Origin of the sequence: Sporosarcina sp. FSL K6-1508 (assembly GCF_038007465.1) — a bacterium.
In the GTDB taxonomy this organism is placed as follows: domain Bacteria; phylum Bacillota; class Bacilli; order Bacillales_A; family Planococcaceae; genus Sporosarcina; species Sporosarcina psychrophila_B.
Genome location: NZ_JBBOXF010000001.1, coordinates 4,035,459 through 4,054,021, shown reverse-complemented (window position 1 = coordinate 4,054,021; position 18,563 = coordinate 4,035,459). Strand labels below are relative to the sequence as shown.

Below are 18,563 nucleotides of genomic sequence, written 5' to 3'. Positions count from 1 at the left end.
AAAAACTCACTTATTTTCCATTTGTTAAGTGCCGAGTATGTAGTGTAATAATTCTATAATGTATTTTCTTACTACGGCAGTTTGTTCAACTTTTCGTCTATCTTGAATTGGTGTAAAATTAATCTTTTTTAAAAAATCAATAATCCTTTCTATTACTTCGCTTTTTGCTTCAGCTAAAAGCCCAACTTGCCAAAATACATATAAAGTAATTTTCCGGAGTGCATTGAGCAGGGAAATGATTAACATTAAACGTTTCTATATGTAAATTGTGAAACTGGGACCTCTCTGGAAGAGAGGTTTTATTTAGGCGGCTATTGATACGATGGAGTTTCAGACCATCGACAAATCTCAATTATATGCAGGAATATTTCCAAAGACATCTAAAAGCATTTTAGAAACCAAGGTTTCTGTTAGTGAAAAGTATCCGGTACCTCCATAATTTAAATAGATAAGGATATCCATGGGATTAATCACTCTACAATGAAAGTATAAACTGTACCTCATCTGTTCCTATAATAACCCTGTTTTTATATTCCGTTAAGTGCGCGCCCAATAGGTGATTATGTTGTTTGTTAATTTACATCCAGGTGACAATTTGATGTCATGGAGGGATATGGGTTTAACTTTTGACTAATATTCGTTAAGATACAATCTAAGCTCAAGAAATAAAGGGCGACAGATTTGAAAGGGGTTTACATGATATGAAATTTAAAAAAGTATTACTTCCGTTTATAGCAGGGGCGCTAGCATTAAGTTTAGCTGCTTGCAGTGAAGAAGATAAAGCGGCAAAAGACGCAAAGGACGAAGCACCACAAGAAGAAACAAAGCAAGAAGCTACTAAGGATCAAGAAGCCACTAAAGATCAAGAAAAAGCTGTAAAAGAGATGCAAGAGAAACTTGCGAAACAGCAAGTGGACAAGAACAAAATAGTAGCTGTTGTAAATGATGAAGAACTTAAAGGCGTGGAATATAACGCAGCATTATCATCAATCCAAGGTCAAATGCAACAAATGGGACAAGATCCATCGAGCGAAGAAGCAACTGAACAAGTAAAAGCGCAAACACTTGATACGCTTGTAAACCAGACACTGATTCTTCAAAAAGCAAATGAAGCGAAATTAAAAGCAGCTACAACTGAAATTGATGAAGAGTATTCATTACTTGAAAAGCAATTTGGTGGCGAAAAAGCAATGAAGAAAGCGCTCAAAAGCCAAAGTATGGATGTAAAAGCACTGAAAGAACAAATTGCCGACTCCATCGTATTTGATAAGTACCTGGATAAAGTAGCGCCAGCAGGTAAAGTAACGGAGAAAGAAATTAAAGAATACTACGATCAAGTTGCAGCTACATCAAAAGATTCTGGTCAAGAGCTGCCTCCTTTAGAAGAAGTAAGTAAGGACATCGAAGGAATCATTAAACAAGAGCAACAGCAAAAACTACTTGCTGCACATGTTGAAGAGCTTAAAGCAGCTGCTAAGATTGAATTGAAAATTTAACTGAAATAAGTGAGAGACATGGAATGCTTGACCATCGCGGTTAAGCGTTTCATGTCTTTTTGTATTTTTTAACAAAGTCATGGTTTACTGCTAAATCCAATGATCTTAACATAGGAACTTCATTTTTGGACAATCTAACAAGAAAGAAACAGTAGAATGAGGTGATGTTTATGATAATTGAAAGGTCGTCTGAATGGAAAGAAGGTTTTATCGAACGATTGGAGAACCGTGAAGCATGGGACAATTGGACATTATATACGATGAGTTATGAGATCGAAAAAAAGAACCTAATTACAGATTTCCGCGGTCTTCAATCCCCTAAATATTTACCTAATCTAACGCCTCTTGCCCATCAATTGGAAGTGGCGGAAACGGTCATTGAAAGAATGAATGGAAAAGCGATTCTTGCGGACGAAGTGGGGCTCGGTAAAACCATTGAAGCGGGTTTGATCTTAAAGGAATATTTAATCAGAGGCCTTGTGAAAAAAGCGCTTATTTTAGTCCCAGCTTCTCTTGTTGGTCAATGGATTGAAGAATTGAATCAAAAATTTCATATTCCGGCCATACAGTATAAAAAAAATTACGATTTAAACCATCTTACGATTGTCGTCATGAGTATGGATATGGCAAAAAGAAGTCCGCACAAAGAAAACATCTATAACCAAGATTTTGATTTAATTATCATTGACGAGGCGCACAAATTAAAGAACCATAAAACGAAAAACTACGAGTTCGCACAAAATTTAAAGAAAAAGTTTTGTTTGTTGTTAACTGCCACACCTATACAAAACGATGTGTTTGAACTATTTTATCTAATTTCTTTACTGAAACCGGGACACTTGGGCAATTACGAAACGTTTCAATCATCGTTTTCTGCGAGTAAGCACAATGTGGAAGGAGATGATTATTTGAAGGAATTGGTTAATCAAGTAATGGTTAGAAATCGAAGACGGGATACTGGAATTGAATGGACAAATCGCCGTGTCCAAATTATACCCATCGATTTTACGGCAGAGGAAAGAGAAGTCTACGATATGATTTCAGAACTGAAAAATGTTTCTCCTGTTTTTTCGGATGCTTTTTCTATGCTTACTTTACAAAGAGAAATGTGTAGCAGTAAGGAAGCTACAGCCTTAACCTTAACTAAAATGCTTGAAAAATGCACACGGCCTGAAGACGTCGCTTATCTGGAAGGTATTATTCAAAAGTTAATGGTACTGGACATTAACTCGAAAGCGGAAAAGGCTTATGAAATTATAACTCAGGCAAACGGTAAGGTTATTCTCTTTACCGAATATCGTGCGAGCCAAACCTATTTGCAGTGGTATTTACAATCAAAAGGAATCACAAGCGTCCTTTTTAATGGGCAATTCAGCAAAAGTAAACGAGAGTGGATGAAACAACTGTTTAAAGAAAAAGCACAGGTGCTGATTGCGACGGAATCCGGCAGTGAAGGGATAAACCTACAATTTTGTCACCATGTCATCAACTTTGATTTACCTTGGAATCCCATGAAGTTGGAGCAACGAATTGGGCGTGTCCACCGGTTGGGGCAGGAACATGACGTTCATATTTATAATTTAGCCATTCAGAATACAATTGAAGACCATATATTGGATTTGCTCTATGTTAAAATTGGGGTCTTTGAAAAAGTGGTGGGTGAGTTGGATGATATTTTATCTGCATTCAAAAAGACTATTTGAGGAGAAATTATGTAGGTTGAAATAAAAGATTCCATCGAATCTGTTTCGGCGATAGGGGATTCCTTCCGCTCCGCCTGAAGCTACTGAAAAAGTTCTTTTTTAGTAAGAACTAGTTGATTGTAGTGGAAAGCGTCTGCTCGGAATGGAAATCAACGGGATTGAAGGAAATCATACTTTTTCAGTGTCCTCCTCCCCCTCTAGAGGCGCCTTCGCTCAATTCATATAGACATTCAATGATCGAACATATGTAGCAAGGGTACTCAAAGGAGGATTCACATGCACCCACAACAAATCCATGGTTATTTACTACAATTTTTTAAAGAAAACGAGTGCCAAATTTTAAATGATCATGACCACTACATCAACGTTCAATTAACGATTGAAATGGATAAGAAGATTATGAACCGACCATTTTATTGGAAGTACTTGGAGAGTACAGATGGTGTGCCGTGTCCAGCACAACTCACTTTTATCACGGATAAAAATAAGCTTGTTGAAGACATTAAAGGGGAAGTTGTCCATATAGGTTCCCCTCGGCTTAGTCAATTGTTCCAAGTAACTAAAGAGCTAGGCTCATTTGTCCAGATGTATGAGCGGGTAGTAAATAAACATGAATCGCAAACGATATTAACCCCTTGGTTAGGAGTTAATTATAAAGTGTCATATTACAGTGATCAAACGAAAGAAATTCTTTATTCTTTGGGCATTAATTTAATGACAGGCGAACAACTAAATGGGTTTCAGGAATCGTTAAGCGAAGTTGATTTGGACAGAACCATGCCAGAAAATACATTTAATTTGCCGTATATTATAAAGCCTATTCGAGCCCTAGAGCGATTAGATGCGGTAATTGAAAATAACATACAGCAAGACGATCACACATGGGCTAAAGAAGCAAAAATGAGATGGGAAAAGGATAAGGAAGTATTAGAACACTTCTATGAAGGGGTAGAAAATAAACCGGAATGCTACGAGATGGAGAAACAAGCAATGGAAGAACAATACGAGACTAGAATTAAAATCGAAATTGTAAATGGTGGATTATTTTATCTGAAATGAATTTGTCATATAGGTAAGGCTTATCTAGTGTTAGGTGCCAGGTTATAAAACAACGCTGAATTGTTTTATAACCTGGCACCTTTTACTAAAGAAAGCAGCCCCGCCCATTCGTGGAGTTGCCAGACGAAAAGTTAGAATCTCCACCCATTCGTGGAGCTATGAGATGAAAAACCGAAGTTTCCACCCATTTGTGGAGATGTTAGAAGAAAGTGTTCTGCTCATTTGTGGAACGATTAGACCAAAAGCAAGAAGGTGCACTCATTCGCGCTCCTATCATTGTCGTAACAATAAACCGGAACAAGGCCCATTCGCTTTGTTCCTTCCCCGGTGAAAGGGACAGCGACAGATTGTTCATGCATGGGCTCTTCTTTTGAGAGAAATGTTTTCACAAGACGATAATTCCCTGGGATAAGTATGACACCAAGTGCGACAACGAAAAATTCCTGATGCGCTTCACCACCAGCTACAAACATGCTTCCAAAATCTATGAAAGCCGGATTCTCCAAGAACACGGCATCTAAATAGGTGATGATGTACCACTGGTTATCTTTCATGACATCTATATGATAAAATTTGACCAATCGGTAGTTGGACGCACTGTCATTTTGGACACTGGTTTTGATGACAGCCGGTGTCCCAACGAAATAATTTTCAACAAAAGTTAGTGATAAGCCATCAATATCGATAGTGCAGTTGTGAGCTCGTATTCACTAAACTCTGGATATAATAAAACTGCTGTTTTTTTCATTATTAAAACCACTCCCATAAATCTTTTTAAGTTATCTGACGTATTCGTAATACAATCAATTATAGCATTTGGGAATGGGCAAGTAAGATAACATTGTACTTGCCACAAACTACGTCCATTCTAACTTCAAGTGGTTAATGTTTTTGTACAAGAATCACATTTTTTTCTAAATAAAGTAGTCCATAATCCTACCATACCAAAAACCTCATCTGATATGTCTGCGCCGCCTAATTCTCCGCCTTGAACAAAACAAGTAATGGCAAAGTAACCACCTGGCTTTAAAGCCTTTTGCACCAAATGTACATAATCCATTCTTCTGTGAGAAGCTATATGATGAAAACAGCCTGAGTCGTAGACGATATCGTATGTTTCAACTTTAACTTTCATATCAAAAATATTTTTATGAATGAGGTTTACAGTTAGATTGTTTTCTTTCGCTCGTTCAGCTGCCCATTGTAGTGATTGTTCCGATAGATCTACTGCATCGTCTGTACAACCTTTTTGCATTAAGTAAATAGCGTTTCTACCGAGTCCACATCCAAGTTCAAGAGATCTTCCTGAATGTAGTAGTTCTATTGTGCTGTATACAATACGTAGAGGTATCAAATTTCCTTTTTGTAACACTTTCAAAGGGTTAGGTTTATTCTTGATTGGATTGCTACTAAACACTCTAGAATCACATTAGAATAGACGTGCTTTTTCAGTGATATGTACTTTTATTAAGAATGTTGCCATTATAATACAAAGATGATTGTAATCCTTTTTTTCTATTGACTATACACAAACCGGAGCAAGGCTAATATAAGCTTTGCTCCGGTTTGTGTATACTTCAATATTTTTTAATCCGTGGACAACTTATTGTCCTGTAAAACCTGGTTGTTGGTTATCCACAGGTGGGTAACTGGACTGTTTGTTTTTGACTTTCACACGTCCACTCCACGAAAAGTTTGTCCACATGCGTAGAATGAATTCGAGTGGTCCACGGCGGAAATGTTTTAGATACCAATGGCTGAGAACACATTGGACAGAGAAAATGACGAGTCCGATTACAATACTGTTCAGGACACCGAGTTTTCCAAATTGCCCGAGACCGTAGCCATAAAAAATGGATGTACAGATGACGGTTTGAAGCAGGTAATTCGTTAATGATAATTTGCCAACATTTTCGAAAGCGTTCATCATGATGAATTTGGAAAACCGGGTATAGGCGTAAGCAAATGCAGAAATATAGCCTAGTGCGAGCAATGGTCCACCGATGCTGAGGAAGACGTAGGTCCAGTCATTTTCTGCTGCGAGTGTCCCTACACTTTTTAGTAAAAGTCCCAAAGGTAAAAGGATAGCCATGCCGATTTTGTATCTGTTACGTTCGGATGTTGGGTTTGAAAAATGATTTGCTCTTGCTGCGTACATGCCAAATAAAAATAGTGGAGCTAAAGCAAGTGGCGCAAATAAAAGCATGAACGCGACTTCTAATCCAGATATGTTTAGCGGATCTTCATTGATTCGGTGTGTCATGATTTCCGTATACGTCCCATTCGCATACACATCATTTGTGTTTGTAATATATGTTGCCATTCGTTCCAAATCTTCGATGGGTTCTTCTAATTGTCCATATGTAAGCGCGCTTGAGAGTACGAAAAGGATTATGCCCCAAATCAGTAGTGTCTTCTTTTTGCGATTTAAAAACAGTAGAAGGAAAAAGCCCATCATTCCATAGAGGAATAAAATATCTCCCTCCCATAGGAAACTGCTGTGCAGAAGACCAATTGCCGCTAACAATATAAAACGTCGAACAAGGTGGCGCTTCACTTTTGCACCGTTTCTCTCTATTCCTTCCGCCATTTTAATCATGGAGTACCCGAAAAGAAATGTGAAAATCGGCATGAAACTGCTTTCGATAAATATTTTTAGAAACTGATAAGTCCCCGTATCTACTGATGATAGTGAAGGGATTGAAATCGAATCTTTCCCATAGATTCCATATTGAAAAATAAGCAAGTTTGCTAGTAAAATCCCGAATAAGCTCAATCCTCGCATTCCATCAATTAAGTGAATTCGTTGTGGTTGCAATTTTTATTCCCCCAATACTTTTGTCTGACAACGATGGTTGACCGTACTAAATACCTCCTTCATTTGTTAGTATAATGGAAGAAGCTTATATGGAAATGAAAGGAACCTTAACGGGACCTTAAATTTGGAGGGAATTTAGTGGAACAGGCAAAAATACTTGTTGTGGATGATGAACAGGCGATTGGGGATATGCTTGATATTATTTTACGCAAGGAAGGGTTTAGCGATATTGATGTTTGTGAGACCTATAAGGAAGCGGATGAGCTTATCTCTAAAAAACTGTATGACCTACACATTCTCGATATTATGTTACCAGATGGAACGGGTCTTGAGTTGGCACAAAAAATTCGTCATGTATCTGCCGCACCAATTTTCTTCCTGACAGCCAAATCATCCGACGCTGATAAATTGAGAGGTTTCATGCATGGAGCGGATGATTATATAACGAAACCGTTTAACCCGATGGAATTGGCTGCACGTGTAAAAGTGCAAACAAGTCGCTATATGGCAACGACAGAAATACAGCAAGACCCTTATGACTTTGGTCATTTCCGTTTTGATCCGATTGCCGCCGAATTGTTTGTGAATGGTAAAACGATGACGCTTCCGGGCAAGCAATTTCACTTGTTGGAACTGTTTTGTAATCATCCGGGTCAAGTGCTGTCAAAAGAACAGCTTTATGAAAAGGTATGGGGCGAGGACAGTTTCATAGATGATAATACGATTATGGTTCATATCCGTCGATTGAGAGAAAAGATTGAGGTAGATCCAAGCCGTCCAGAGTTTTTGAAGACTGTCCGTGGCATTGGCTACAAACTTCAAGGGAAGGGAGAATGACATGAAGTTATCAGGAAAAATGACCCTTCGATTCGCAGGTTATTTCTTTGTGTTCTATGCGATGCTTGGTGTTGTATCTCTTCTGATGCTTGTATATATATTTGCAGAAATAGTGACCGGATTTTCAACGTATGGAGATATTAGGGAGGCTACTACGAATGACATTGAGTCTCATATTGATATGAATAAAGAAGGGGATTATTCATTTTCAGCTTACCTAAAAGAGATTGCGCAGCGGAGTGGTGGGTCGTTGGAATTGATTGATGAACAAGGAAATGTCCTGTTGTCATCTTCGGAATTAATAACAGGTCCTGTTCCATACAGTTTTTCGGATTTGATAGCAATGTCGGGAGATAAACGTTCTCACATCTGGTCGGTCGAAGACGAAATTTACCTGCTATTCACGGAAAGTACGGAAAGTGACCGGGTTATGGTGGGCATTCAAAATACAGAAATGTTTCCCCAGCTTGGTGAAGATGGCAAGAGGCTACTTGAAGAACATAATGCGATTTTTGAGCTTTATGATAGAGAGGGCAATGTCATCGATTCCATAAACAGTGAAGGTGTTCCTTTGACTGGTGTAAATTTGTTAGCGAACTCTAGGAGACTTACTGAACATCAAGAAATGATAACGTCGATACAGTTGGATGATGGGACAACTGCTGTTGTTCGAATACCAAATCGCTATTATACCCAGTTTGATACACTATTTAATGACTTTATCATGAGAATGCTGATTGGTTTTGCAATTTTTCATGGTGTTCTGCTGCTGTTCATAGCAGGCTTCTCTTTGTGGATTGGACGTCGATTAGGAAGACCTGTGTTTTATTTTTTAAGACGAATTGAGCGGTTGTCGAAAAAAGATTATACGCTGTTAGCAGACAAGAAATTGCGGAATGCGAAGGATGGCAGGTTGAAACGAAAATATCGGATGTATGATGATGTCGATCAGTCTCTGATTGCGCTAGCTAACAGCTTGGAAGCGAATGAATGGAAGTTGAAAAAGACGGAGCAGCTGAGAGAGGATTGGGTGACGGGGCTTTCGCATGATTTGAAAACGCCGCTTAGTTCGATTTATGGCTATTCGGTTATGCTTGGGTCAGACCATGAATGGACAAGCGAAGAAGTACAGAAGTTTGCATTAGTTATGCAAGAGAAAGCGGGCTATATGGATGATCTTATCAATGATCTGACCTATACGTATCAGTTGAAAAGTGACGGCGTGGTACTTGAAAAGGAACGTGTTGAACTTGGAGGATATGTAAGGGGATATGTTGAACGAAATAGCTTGGAAGAACTCCATATCCAGAAGCAGAGGGAATCTATTTACGTCTCCATTGATCTGAAGCGTTTCGGACGGGTGTTGGATAATGTGATTGGGAATGCAGTGAAGCATAATCCGGTACAGACACCAATCCATATGAATGTGATTTCAGATGCTAATGAGGTATTACTGCAAGTGCGAGATGAGGGTGTGGGAATGTCGGCGGATGTATTGGAAAACTTGTTTGACCGTTATTACCGCGGGACAAATACGACTGCGGATGGCAGTGGAACCGGGCTAGGCATGACAATTGCCAAACAGCTTGTTGAAGCGCATGGTGGTAGGATACAGGCGGATTCAAATCATGAGGGTACGACGATTACAATTTCATTGCTAAGGGTTTAAAAATAAAATAATGAAGCGTGATTGAATCCTTGTTTATGTAGCAAACGCCAAGAGGAAATACAATTTCTTGGCGATTTTATTTTGTGTATGGTTGGGCGGAAATTCCTAATTCGCCCATAAACGACTGTCATTCGAGTTATCATAATATGGGTGCGCCCTTCTTCGTGGAATTCATTCAAACTCTAAAAACTCAATTCGATTACCAAACGGGTCATGGGTGAAAAATCGGTAACGTCCGTCGATTGGCGGTTCTTCGCTAATTGTGTAATTGGCTTTTTGCAATCGTGATTTTAAATGTTCTAGCGCATTCACTGTAAACCCAGGATGCGCTTTTATAGCTGGAGTGAAGTCGTTTTGGATACGAATATGAACTTCTTGAGGACCACAAAGGAACCAACAGCCGCTACGGGCTTATAAGTTTTCCGGTTTCGGAATTTCTTCCATACCGAGCAACTCACCGTAAAATCGTCTTGCGGCTTCATCGGAACCAGCTGGCGCTGCAATTTGGATGTGATCAATACCTGTCAGGAATGTAGTCATTGCTCATCTCTCCTTTGAACGTTGTATCTATAGTATAGGCTTCCCTGTATCAGAACACTATAGTGTTCTGATACAGGTTATAAAACAACGATGAATTTTTTTATAACCTGGCACCTTTTACTGATTGGCCATTCAATTAGCAACTGGGCTTTTTTGAAATACCCCTCTTATTTGCAATCGGGTTCGTTTGTTTGGAGGCTCGATGCCGTACGCGGTGACATGGAAAGTGAAATGACAGCGCATATAAAGGCGATGACTACAACTGCAGATCCAATCGTTGCCGTGCTGGTAACTGATCCGGTATGTCCCAACGCGACACCACCAATTCCTGAACCCAATGCAATTCCAAGCTGTAAAGCGGAGTTATTGAAACTCTGATGGATATCAGATGAAATCGGGTCTGTTTGAATAATATAATCCTGTTGAGGAGGGGCAAGGCTCCAACTTAATGCTCCCCAAATCATCATTACAACAATAAATACTGGAAAAGAAAATGTCGAATAAGGCAGTACAAATAGGATAACGGCGAATGCACCAAGGATGGTTAAGATGCTTTTCGTAGAACCGATTCGATTCGCAAGTTCTCCCCCGAAAGCTCCGCCACCCACAGCAGCAATCCCAAAAAGGAAATAACAAATACTGATCCAATACTGACTCAACTGTAAATTTGTTTCTAAAAAAGGTGTGAAATATGCGTAAACAGTGTAATGCCCGGCTAACATGAACATGGTGGCCAAGTGGGCAAAAATAATTTTTTTATTGCCAAGCGCTTTAATTTGTGCAGAAAGTGGTTGTACTTCTCCCGCTGGAATCTTTTCAAGAAATACAGAAATTAGAATGAAGGATCCAATTGAAAGAATGGCAATTCCTAAAAAGACAGCGCGCCATCCAAATGAATCTGTAATGATGATTCCTAAAGGAACGCCCAATACGAGGGACGAACTAATGCCCATGTATATGTAGCCCAATGCTTTTGCCCGACGTGGAGCATCTACAATCCTTGCTGTTATGGTCAGGGAAAGAACAATAACCAAAGCTGCACTCATCGAAGTAATAATCCTCGCGATCATGAGAAATGAAAATGTAGGGCTGAAGTAAGTCATTATATTTCCGACGAAAAATACGGATAACGTAATCAGATACAGTTTTTTTCGCTCGACTTTTGCGGTAAGTGATAAAAGAACAGGTCCAGCAATTGCATAAACAAGAGCGAAAACCGTAATAAGCTGCCCTGCGGTTCCAATTGTGACGTCTAAGTCGTCCGCGATAATCGGTAATATCCCTCCCACAATCAATTCAACGAGCCCTACTGTAATTGTAGATGCCGCAAGTATAAAAACTCTGAAATCCATTTTATTTCCTCCTATATATGTTGAATGAATGAATTCTTTCGTTCAACTTTTCTATTTTTCCATTCAGGAAAATGCTATCAATGTACCCGTTAATAGATTTTTTGAAATAAAAAAATCCCGATTACAAAGTGAGTAGCACTTTTGTAATCAGGATTTAACGGTTCCTGGTAGAGACCCTCAAACCATATTATTGAGGTTATACATATTGATTTCCGTATGAAATTTTCCATTTTCAATTTACCATGCCGTTAAAGGTTTATCAAGCCCTAATAATAATCAATCAACAACCAAGCCGCTTGTTTTAGTAAATTTGCTCCAGCCTGTAAAGTAATTCTAAACAGTTTTATAACTTGGGGCCTTTTACCAATAGTTATGATAGAGTAAAATTAATAAGCATTCTGTTTATCAATTTCAGTTGACGAATCACGGAATCTGAAGTTTTAAAATAATACAGGCGCGGAGGTAATGAAGTGAAAAAGTGGATTTTGACTTTAGTGCTAATTTTAGCAGTAGGAGCGTATTTTGTCTGGCCCAAAGCACATTTGGAAGAGCCAATTGTGATGTCTGTCCAATTTGACGAGGCCGCAAAAACGCTGGCAGTCTCCTATATAGTTGAGAATACCGATAATACATACGTAATGGAAATTGCATACGGTACAAAAGGTTTTTATCCGCCACGTACGAATGGAAATTGGGATGGTGAAACGGAATATACACAAGTACTGGAAAAACAAGATGGCTATGAGTTGCGAGAAGATGCCGTTGAACTGACAGACGATCAACTTGCATATTTTCTATCTCTGAAAGGCCGTGCCGTCTCCGCAGAAATTTCGTTTGAATCCTATTCACCGATTGCGACAATACTCGTGCTTTTATTGAAAGATGAGGCGGTTGAGGTAACGAAGAAAAATGAAGAACTCCAATATACATTTACAGCACCCGAAGATGTCATAATTGATACGATTGGCCACTATGATAGCGTCGCGACGATTTCTTTTGAAGATGCTAAGTTGCCATTAGTTTTAACAAAAGGACAATCTACCGAAGTTCTTATTAACGGGCCATATAAACTTAGCTCGCACGATGAATTACTGCTTGAAATCATTACGACAAAAGATCAGACATTTACACGACACTTTCCATTAACAGAGCCCATTCCAAAAGGGTATTTAAAGCAAATTGTGAATGAAGCAAAAGGTAATGTGGAATAGAGTTAACCTATCCTTTGAAAGAGGTTGCTTACTGAGTACTTTTATATAGATCTAAGGGGGGCTTTAACATTGGAAAGGTTGCAACAAGCAATTGAAATGCGGCGTGAGGGTGATATCGCCGGATCTACTGCATTACTGGAAAGTATTGAATTGAAAGATAGTCGTATCTATTTTGAGTGTGCGTGGAATTATAGCATTCAAGCACATGCACAGCAGGCAATCGATAATTATAAGCAAGCAATCGAACAAGGGTTGTCAAAAGAATTATTGAAAAAAGCCTATATGGATCTTGCCTGTAATTATTTTGAACTGCATCAGTATAAGCAAGCTGAACGTATCTTGGATAAAGGAATTTGTGAATATGGTGATTCAGAAGCTTTCCGCGCGATGTCAACAATTGCACACTATAAGTTAGGAAATCCAAAGCAAGCGATAGTCGATCTTATGCAGTTATTACTGGATCCGAAGCCGAGCAAAGAAATCGCGAAGTACAGGAAGGAGCTCATGCATTATGTGCAAAGATAGGGGTGTCGAATGTCGATTATAGAAAAAGTAAAAGACATTATAACGGGTGTCGGTGTGGGTTATTTTGATACAGGCAAAGTTGGCGAGTACGCCCGTTACGATTTATATATGGATGATAAAGACAGGGAAGTGCGTAAAAGTGCGTTGATGGCTTTTACGATGATGCTTGGTACATGGCATTCTGGGAGTTGTTTTTCATTTACTCCCCAGCATTTAAGAAAGTTCGATGGTGCTTTTGACGAGTGGCAGTGGCATGAGCTTCATCATTATATGAAGGCCTTTGTAACACAACAACAGGCTATTCAGCGAGATTTTCCCGTAATGTACGCGTTCATTATATGGTTTTTCATTCATATTGAAGAAGAAAGAACGTTGACGTATGAAGAAAGTTTTCCAGAATTGGACACAGCATGGTGTGCGCGTCTTAGGCAAGAGGTTTTACAGCCGAATACTGCAATTGAACGACCTTCCATGAAGAGTTTCTTTATAGAAACTGGCATCGAACCCTTTTTCATTTCAGATTTAACCGAAGATAAAGATTAATGAAAAGCGATGGTGACAGCACGTGTTCAAATAGTGTCGGGAACCTGGTATCTGACACTAATTTGAAGCACGTTGTGCAAGAAACTTTCGTGACTATTTGTCGCACAAGTACTCTACATTTAAGACACTTTTACTATGAATACGGTGTATGCGCTTTACTAGAGCTTTTGGTATGTAGCTTAAAAATTATCAAAACTAGGAATTAACTAGACCTCCTACTAATACCGCTTCGGAGCTTTGTGGATGCCTCCCGTGATAAGCCGGAAAGGAGAGCACTTTCAGTCTTATCGCTCCGGCTACCACGAAGTCGCGCCTGCGCTGGATGGTCTATTTGAGAAAGCGCATTTCATTATCGGGGATGAAATCTGCAATCTGGAGTGCGTCTTTCTTGACTCTAATTCTATATGTTGAACTATTGAATCCGTTGTATAAACTGAGCGAAGGCGCCTTAGCAGGGGTAGCCGAAGCCATAAGACTGGCGGCGAAGCTGCTTGGCTTATGGCGGAAGGCATCCCCTAGCGCCGGAGCGATTCGATGGAGTTCTTTATTTCAATTTATATAGTATCAACTAGTAATCACATATACTCTCGGCATATACATCTCAAAATCAAATTTCTCTCGATAATGAACACCCTAGCGCCGGCGCGGCAAAGGGGTCGCCGAAGCCGTAAGACTGGATGCGAAGCGCTAATCCAGGCTCACGGCGAAAGGCATCCCCAAAGCGCCAAGCGATCTATAATCCACATTCCGAATTACAACTCCCTCATTATTGAGCGCCACAGCAGATTCAATGGGATTCTTTAATTCATTATATAAAGAAAGAAATATAAGAAATGTTACGGAAAATAAAACAATACTTAAAATCGGAATACTATATGATGTTTCTATGGGATAGATGACCCTTTACTCATTTTGTACATGATAACGTTGTTTGGAGGAATCAAATTGTACGATCCAACAATTTTTGAGAATTTAAAAGTAGCATTTGAAAACCAAGTGTATGATCTCGATAACTTAGATCGAAAAATAACGATTACGAACCGGATTGATCGAATGGATTTTTCCATTCTTGCCAGGGATTTTGCTGTTCAATTTACACTAGTCAATCAACCGGATGTAACGGCGGAAATTGTATTGGGGGCATCCGTAGAAGATTTGGCGGGGGAGATATTGGAGCTGCCTGGAAAGAATTTCGGTTGTTCCTTGTTACTGCGATTTAACAAAAGTGTTCAAAATGTTGCTATACAGTGCAAACAGATTGAGCAAGCACTAAACACTATTTGGGAAGATGAAATTGAATTAACACAAATACTGAGCTTCGTATTTGAACAAGAAGCATCAAGTTATCTTGACAGTATTGAAGTTAAATTCAAGTCCAAAATGAATGAAGGGCATATGGATGACATTGCAGATTTTCTCGAACATGTTTTGGAGACGTTGGGAGTATTGAATGGAATCTGAGCATTACTGATAGGGATCTATTATTGGATAATAATACAAAGGAAATGAGATATCTACTTGACCTTATGACCTTTTTTGTATAATTTTTTGTACGTGCGACCATTTTGTCTTTGTGTCTGGTATGGAATTTTGGGAATGGTTAGAAACTCCACTAAGTAGGATAGACGGTTGTTAGCTATCAATAGGTGCTTTTTCAAAAAAACGTATCACGTGGGGCGTGGGAAGGGGGCGGAATATGAGGAAAAGAGATTTCACGGAAATAGCGCACTATGTAGATTCAATTGAGGAACAACAAAAGCTCTATAAAAGATCGCTGTTTGTTGTTGTAATGTCACAAATATTTGGCGGGGCAGGACTTGCGGCAGGGATTACTGTTGGTGCGTTAATTGCTAGGGATATGTTAGGCACTGCAAGCTATGCAGGGGTGCCGGCCGCCTTGTTTACGCTTGGTTCAGCGCTTTCTGCGTTCTTAGTTGGCAGGATTTCACAGCGTTTCGGTCGTCGTTACGGGCTTTCACTCGGGTTCATCACCGGTGGGATCGGGGCAATGGGTGTCATTCTCGCAACAACAATTGACAATGTGGTATTATTGTTTATTTCGTTATTCGTCTATGGAGCAGGTACATCGACGAATTTACAGGCACGTTATGCCGGAACAGATTTAGCCAATGAAAAGCAACGCGCGACAGCGATCAGTATCGCGATGGTTTCTACTACTATTGGTGCAGTGGCCGGCCCGAATTTAGTGACACCGATGGGGAACTTCGCAATGACATTGGGGATTCCAGCTCTGGCAGGGCCATTCATATTAGCAGCAGCTGCGTACCTCGTAGCAGGGCTAACATTATTTCTGTATTTACGTCCTGACCCATTTCTGGTTGCAAAAGCAATTGCTGTACAGCAGGAAGTGCAAGTTGATTCAAACAGTACAGAAGTAAGTAAAAAACTACATTATAAAATAAACCGAATTGGTATTGTTGTCGGTGCGATGGTTCTCGTCTTGTCTCATCTCATCATGGTAGCAATCATGACGATGACACCAATTCATATGCAAAATCATGGGTCTGGACTGACAGTCGTTGGAATGGTGATTAGTTTGCATATCGCGGCAATGTATTTGCCATCGCTTGGGACAGGTCTATTAGTCGACAAAGTCGGACGTACAGCTATGGTCATTGCTTCGGGTGTCACTTTATCAGTCGCAGGTTTCATTGCAGCCTTTGCTCCAGGTGATTCCATGGCCTGGTTAACGATTGCTTTGATATTGCTGGGCCTTGGATGGAATTTTGGCTTAATCAGTGGAACAGCCATCATAATCGATTCGACTGATATGAAAACACGCGCAAAAACACAAGGTTCTGTTGATGTGTGGGTTGCTTTAGCTGGAACAGCGGGCAGTATACTGTCAGGAATTATTGTAGCCTACTCCAGTTATGCCGTTTTAGGTTTGCTCGGTATGTATCTATCATTGCTGTTGATACCGCTAATTGTTTGGAAACGTTATAAAGAGAAAAAAGAACCGTACTAAATTCAGTGGAGATAAAATTAGGGTACCTGGCATGTGAAATAATCAAATACTTCGTAGCTTAAAATCCTATCTTCATCCGCTAAATCCCTATATAATGGAGAAGATTCGGCAATTATTAGTTGAAGATAGCGCTGGACAAGTAGAACCATTCTTAATGAAGGAAAAGGTGTAAAACATATGAGTTTATTGACTGTAACAAATTTAAGCCACGGTTTCGGGGATCGCGCGATTTTCGAAGACGTCTCTTTCCGTTTATTGCAAGGTGAACATATTGGATTGGTCGGTGCTAATGGTGAAGGGAAATCTACCTTCATGAACATCATCACGCGCAAGCTGGAGCCGGATGCGGGAACAGTGAGCTGGGCGAAGCGGGTGCGTGTCGGGTATTTGGATCAACACGTTGCGTTGAAACAGGGGATGAGCATCCGTGACGTTCTACGCACTGCCTTTCAATATTTGTATGATCAGGAGGCAGAAATGAACGCGCTATTCGCCAAGATGGCTGATGTGGATGCGGATGAACTGGAAGCGCTCCTTGAAGAGACGGGTGAAATACAAGAAGCGTTAACGCATAATGATTTTTACATAATCGATTCGAAAGTAGAGGAAGTGGCGAACGGACTGGGATTGGATGAATTCGGTTTGGATCGTGACGTTCATGACTTGAGCGGGGGACAGCGGACGAAGGTTTTACTCGGCAAGTTATTGCTGGAAAAACCGGATATCCTTCTCCTGGATGAGCCGACAAACTATTTGGATGTAGAGCATATCGATTGGCTGCGTAATTATTTACAGAACTATGCGAATGCGTTCATATTAATATCTCATGACATCCCTTTCTTGAATAGTGTCATACAGCTTATCTACCATATGGAGAACCAACAGATTACTCGGTATGCCGGGGATTATGATGAATTTTTGCGTGTGCATGAGATGAAGAAACAGCAAGTGGAGGCCGCCTTCAAGAAACAACAGAAGGAGATTGCACATCTCAAAGACTTCGTGGCCCGCAATAAAGCGAATGCCGCGACCAGCAGAATGGCCATGTCTCGTCAGAAGAAATTGGACAAGATGGATGTCATCGAATTGGATGCTGAAAAGCCGAAGCCGCAATTCGATTTCAAACAAGCACGGACGCCTGGAAGATTTCTATTCGAAACGAAGGAACTTGTTATCGGATATGAGGAGCCATTGTCGAAGGCCTTGGATCTGACGATGGAACGTGGGCAGAAAATCGCCTTGTCGGGTGCAAATGGGATCGGGAAAACGACGCTATTAAAGAGCATTCTTGGAGAAATCCCTGCACTTTCAGGTTCTGTTGAACGTGGTGAGCATTTGGAAATCGGGTATTTCGAGCAGGAAGCAAAGGCGGAAAATAACAATACCTGCCTAGAAGAAGTATGGGAAGCTTTCCCCCATTTTACGCAATATGAAGTACGTGCGGCATTGGCCAGATGTGGATTGACAACAAAACATATTGAAAGCAAAGTGAAGGTATTAAGCGGTGGAGAACGGGCGAAAGTGCGTCTCTGTAAATTAATTAACCGGGAAACGAATTTGCTTGTTCTCGATGAGCCGACGAATCACCTCGATCATGAGGCGAAAGAGGAATTGAAACGCGCCCTGAAGGAATACAAAGGAAGCGTCTTGCTTATCTCTCACGAACCTGATTTTTATGAAGGCGTTGTGACAGACGTTTGGAACGGTGAAAATTGGACGACTAAAATGTTTTAATTTAGTTGCAGGTACCATGAGCTGAATCGTTTAGAATTTGATTACCTTCTCTAAATAAGGACAAAGAAAGTCAACAACACCCCAGCT

16 protein-coding genes, 1 pseudogene and 1 riboswitch are annotated in these 18,563 nt (G+C 40.1%); of the genes and pseudogenes, 11 read left to right on the top strand and 6 right to left on the bottom strand.

The window, feature by feature from the left end:
• Positions 1-24: 24 nt before the first annotated feature.
• The gene (locus MKZ11_RS20900; RefSeq protein WP_340796277.1) at positions 25-246 is read right to left on the bottom strand and encodes a hypothetical protein; all 222 of its coding nucleotides are present in this window, start codon (positions 244-246) and stop codon (positions 25-27) included.
• Between the two features lie 455 nt (positions 247-701).
• Between MKZ11_RS20900 and MKZ11_RS20895 the strand changes: the two genes are divergently transcribed.
• From MKZ11_RS20895 to MKZ11_RS20885, 3 genes are all read left to right on the top strand, one after another.
• A complete protein-coding gene (locus tag MKZ11_RS20895) occupies positions 702-1,496 on the top strand; it encodes a SurA N-terminal domain-containing protein (protein ID WP_340796276.1) in 795 nt (264 codons plus the stop codon).
• A gap of 170 nt (positions 1,497-1,666) precedes the next feature.
• Positions 1,667-3,199 carry a DEAD/DEAH box helicase gene (locus tag MKZ11_RS20890; RefSeq protein WP_340796275.1) on the top strand — a complete coding sequence of 511 codons (1,533 nt, stop codon included), beginning with the start codon at positions 1,667-1,669 and terminating at the stop codon, positions 3,197-3,199.
• Between the two features lie 276 nt (positions 3,200-3,475).
• Positions 3,476-4,258, top strand: coding sequence for a YqhG family protein (locus MKZ11_RS20885; protein WP_340796274.1), 783 nt, complete (start codon positions 3,476-3,478; stop codon positions 4,256-4,258).
• A gap of 233 nt (positions 4,259-4,491) precedes the next feature.
• On the opposite strand, the gene MKZ11_RS20880 is transcribed toward MKZ11_RS20885, so the two are convergent.
• The 3 genes from MKZ11_RS20880 to MKZ11_RS20870 all read right to left on the bottom strand — a co-directional run bounded on the left by MKZ11_RS20880 (position 4,492) and on the right by MKZ11_RS20870 (position 7,076).
• Positions 4,492-4,881 carry an immunoglobulin-like domain-containing protein gene (locus MKZ11_RS20880; RefSeq protein WP_340797073.1) on the bottom strand — a complete coding sequence of 130 codons (390 nt, stop codon included), beginning with the start codon at positions 4,879-4,881 and terminating at the stop codon, positions 4,492-4,494.
• Positions 4,882-5,132: 251 nt separating this feature from the next.
• Positions 5,133-5,612: a class I SAM-dependent methyltransferase gene (locus tag MKZ11_RS20875; protein WP_445327061.1), complete on the bottom strand. Its 480-nt coding sequence runs from the start codon at positions 5,610-5,612 to the stop codon at positions 5,133-5,135.
• Between the two features lie 249 nt (positions 5,613-5,861).
• Positions 5,862-7,076 (bottom strand): DUF418 domain-containing protein, encoded by a 1,215-nt coding sequence (locus MKZ11_RS20870; protein WP_340796272.1) that lies wholly within the window; start codon positions 7,074-7,076, stop codon positions 5,862-5,864.
• 138 nt (positions 7,077-7,214) lie between these two features.
• Between MKZ11_RS20870 and MKZ11_RS20865 the strand changes: the two genes are divergently transcribed.
• Both MKZ11_RS20865 and MKZ11_RS20860 read left to right on the top strand, forming a co-directional pair.
• Positions 7,215-7,913, top strand: coding sequence for a response regulator transcription factor (locus tag MKZ11_RS20865; protein ID WP_340796271.1), 699 nt, complete (start codon positions 7,215-7,217; stop codon positions 7,911-7,913).
• 1 nt (position 7,914) lies between these two features.
• Positions 7,915-9,582: a sensor histidine kinase gene (locus tag MKZ11_RS20860; protein ID WP_340796270.1), complete on the top strand. Its 1,668-nt coding sequence runs from the start codon at positions 7,915-7,917 to the stop codon at positions 9,580-9,582.
• Between the two features lie 171 nt (positions 9,583-9,753).
• On the opposite strand, the pseudogene MKZ11_RS20855 reads toward MKZ11_RS20860, so the two are convergent.
• A pseudogene (locus MKZ11_RS20855) lies at positions 9,754-10,122 on the bottom strand (VOC family protein).
• A gap of 167 nt (positions 10,123-10,289) precedes the next feature.
• On the bottom strand, positions 10,290-11,474 hold the full coding sequence (locus tag MKZ11_RS20850; RefSeq protein ID WP_340796269.1) for an MFS transporter: 1,185 nt from the start codon (positions 11,472-11,474) through the stop codon (positions 10,290-10,292).
• A 124-nt stretch (positions 11,475-11,598) separates the two neighbouring features.
• Positions 11,599-11,698, bottom strand: a riboswitch (purine riboswitch).
• Positions 11,699-11,944: 246 nt separating this feature from the next.
• On the opposite strand from MKZ11_RS20850, the gene MKZ11_RS20845 reads away from it, so the two are divergent.
• The 6 genes from MKZ11_RS20845 (at position 11,945) to MKZ11_RS20820 (ending at position 18,476) form a co-directional block, all read left to right on the top strand.
• Positions 11,945-12,685, top strand: coding sequence for a hypothetical protein (locus MKZ11_RS20845; protein WP_340796268.1), 741 nt, complete (start codon positions 11,945-11,947; stop codon positions 12,683-12,685).
• A 69-nt stretch (positions 12,686-12,754) separates the two neighbouring features.
• Positions 12,755-13,210 (top strand): tetratricopeptide repeat protein, encoded by a 456-nt coding sequence (locus MKZ11_RS20840; protein ID WP_340796267.1) that lies wholly within the window; start codon positions 12,755-12,757, stop codon positions 13,208-13,210.
• Positions 13,211-13,219: 9 nt separating this feature from the next.
• Positions 13,220-13,753 carry a hypothetical protein gene (locus MKZ11_RS20835; RefSeq protein ID WP_340796266.1) on the top strand — a complete coding sequence of 178 codons (534 nt, stop codon included), beginning with the start codon at positions 13,220-13,222 and terminating at the stop codon, positions 13,751-13,753.
• A gap of 945 nt (positions 13,754-14,698) precedes the next feature.
• A complete protein-coding gene (locus MKZ11_RS20830) occupies positions 14,699-15,214 on the top strand; it encodes a hypothetical protein (protein ID WP_340796265.1) in 516 nt (171 codons plus the stop codon).
• 235 nt (positions 15,215-15,449) lie between these two features.
• Positions 15,450-16,742 carry an MFS transporter gene (locus tag MKZ11_RS20825; RefSeq protein WP_340796264.1) on the top strand — a complete coding sequence of 431 codons (1,293 nt, stop codon included), beginning with the start codon at positions 15,450-15,452 and terminating at the stop codon, positions 16,740-16,742.
• 177 nt (positions 16,743-16,919) lie between these two features.
• Positions 16,920-18,476 carry an ABC-F family ATP-binding cassette domain-containing protein gene (locus tag MKZ11_RS20820; protein WP_340796263.1) on the top strand — a complete coding sequence of 519 codons (1,557 nt, stop codon included), beginning with the start codon at positions 16,920-16,922 and terminating at the stop codon, positions 18,474-18,476.
• The last annotated feature ends 87 nt before the right edge of the window (positions 18,477-18,563 follow it).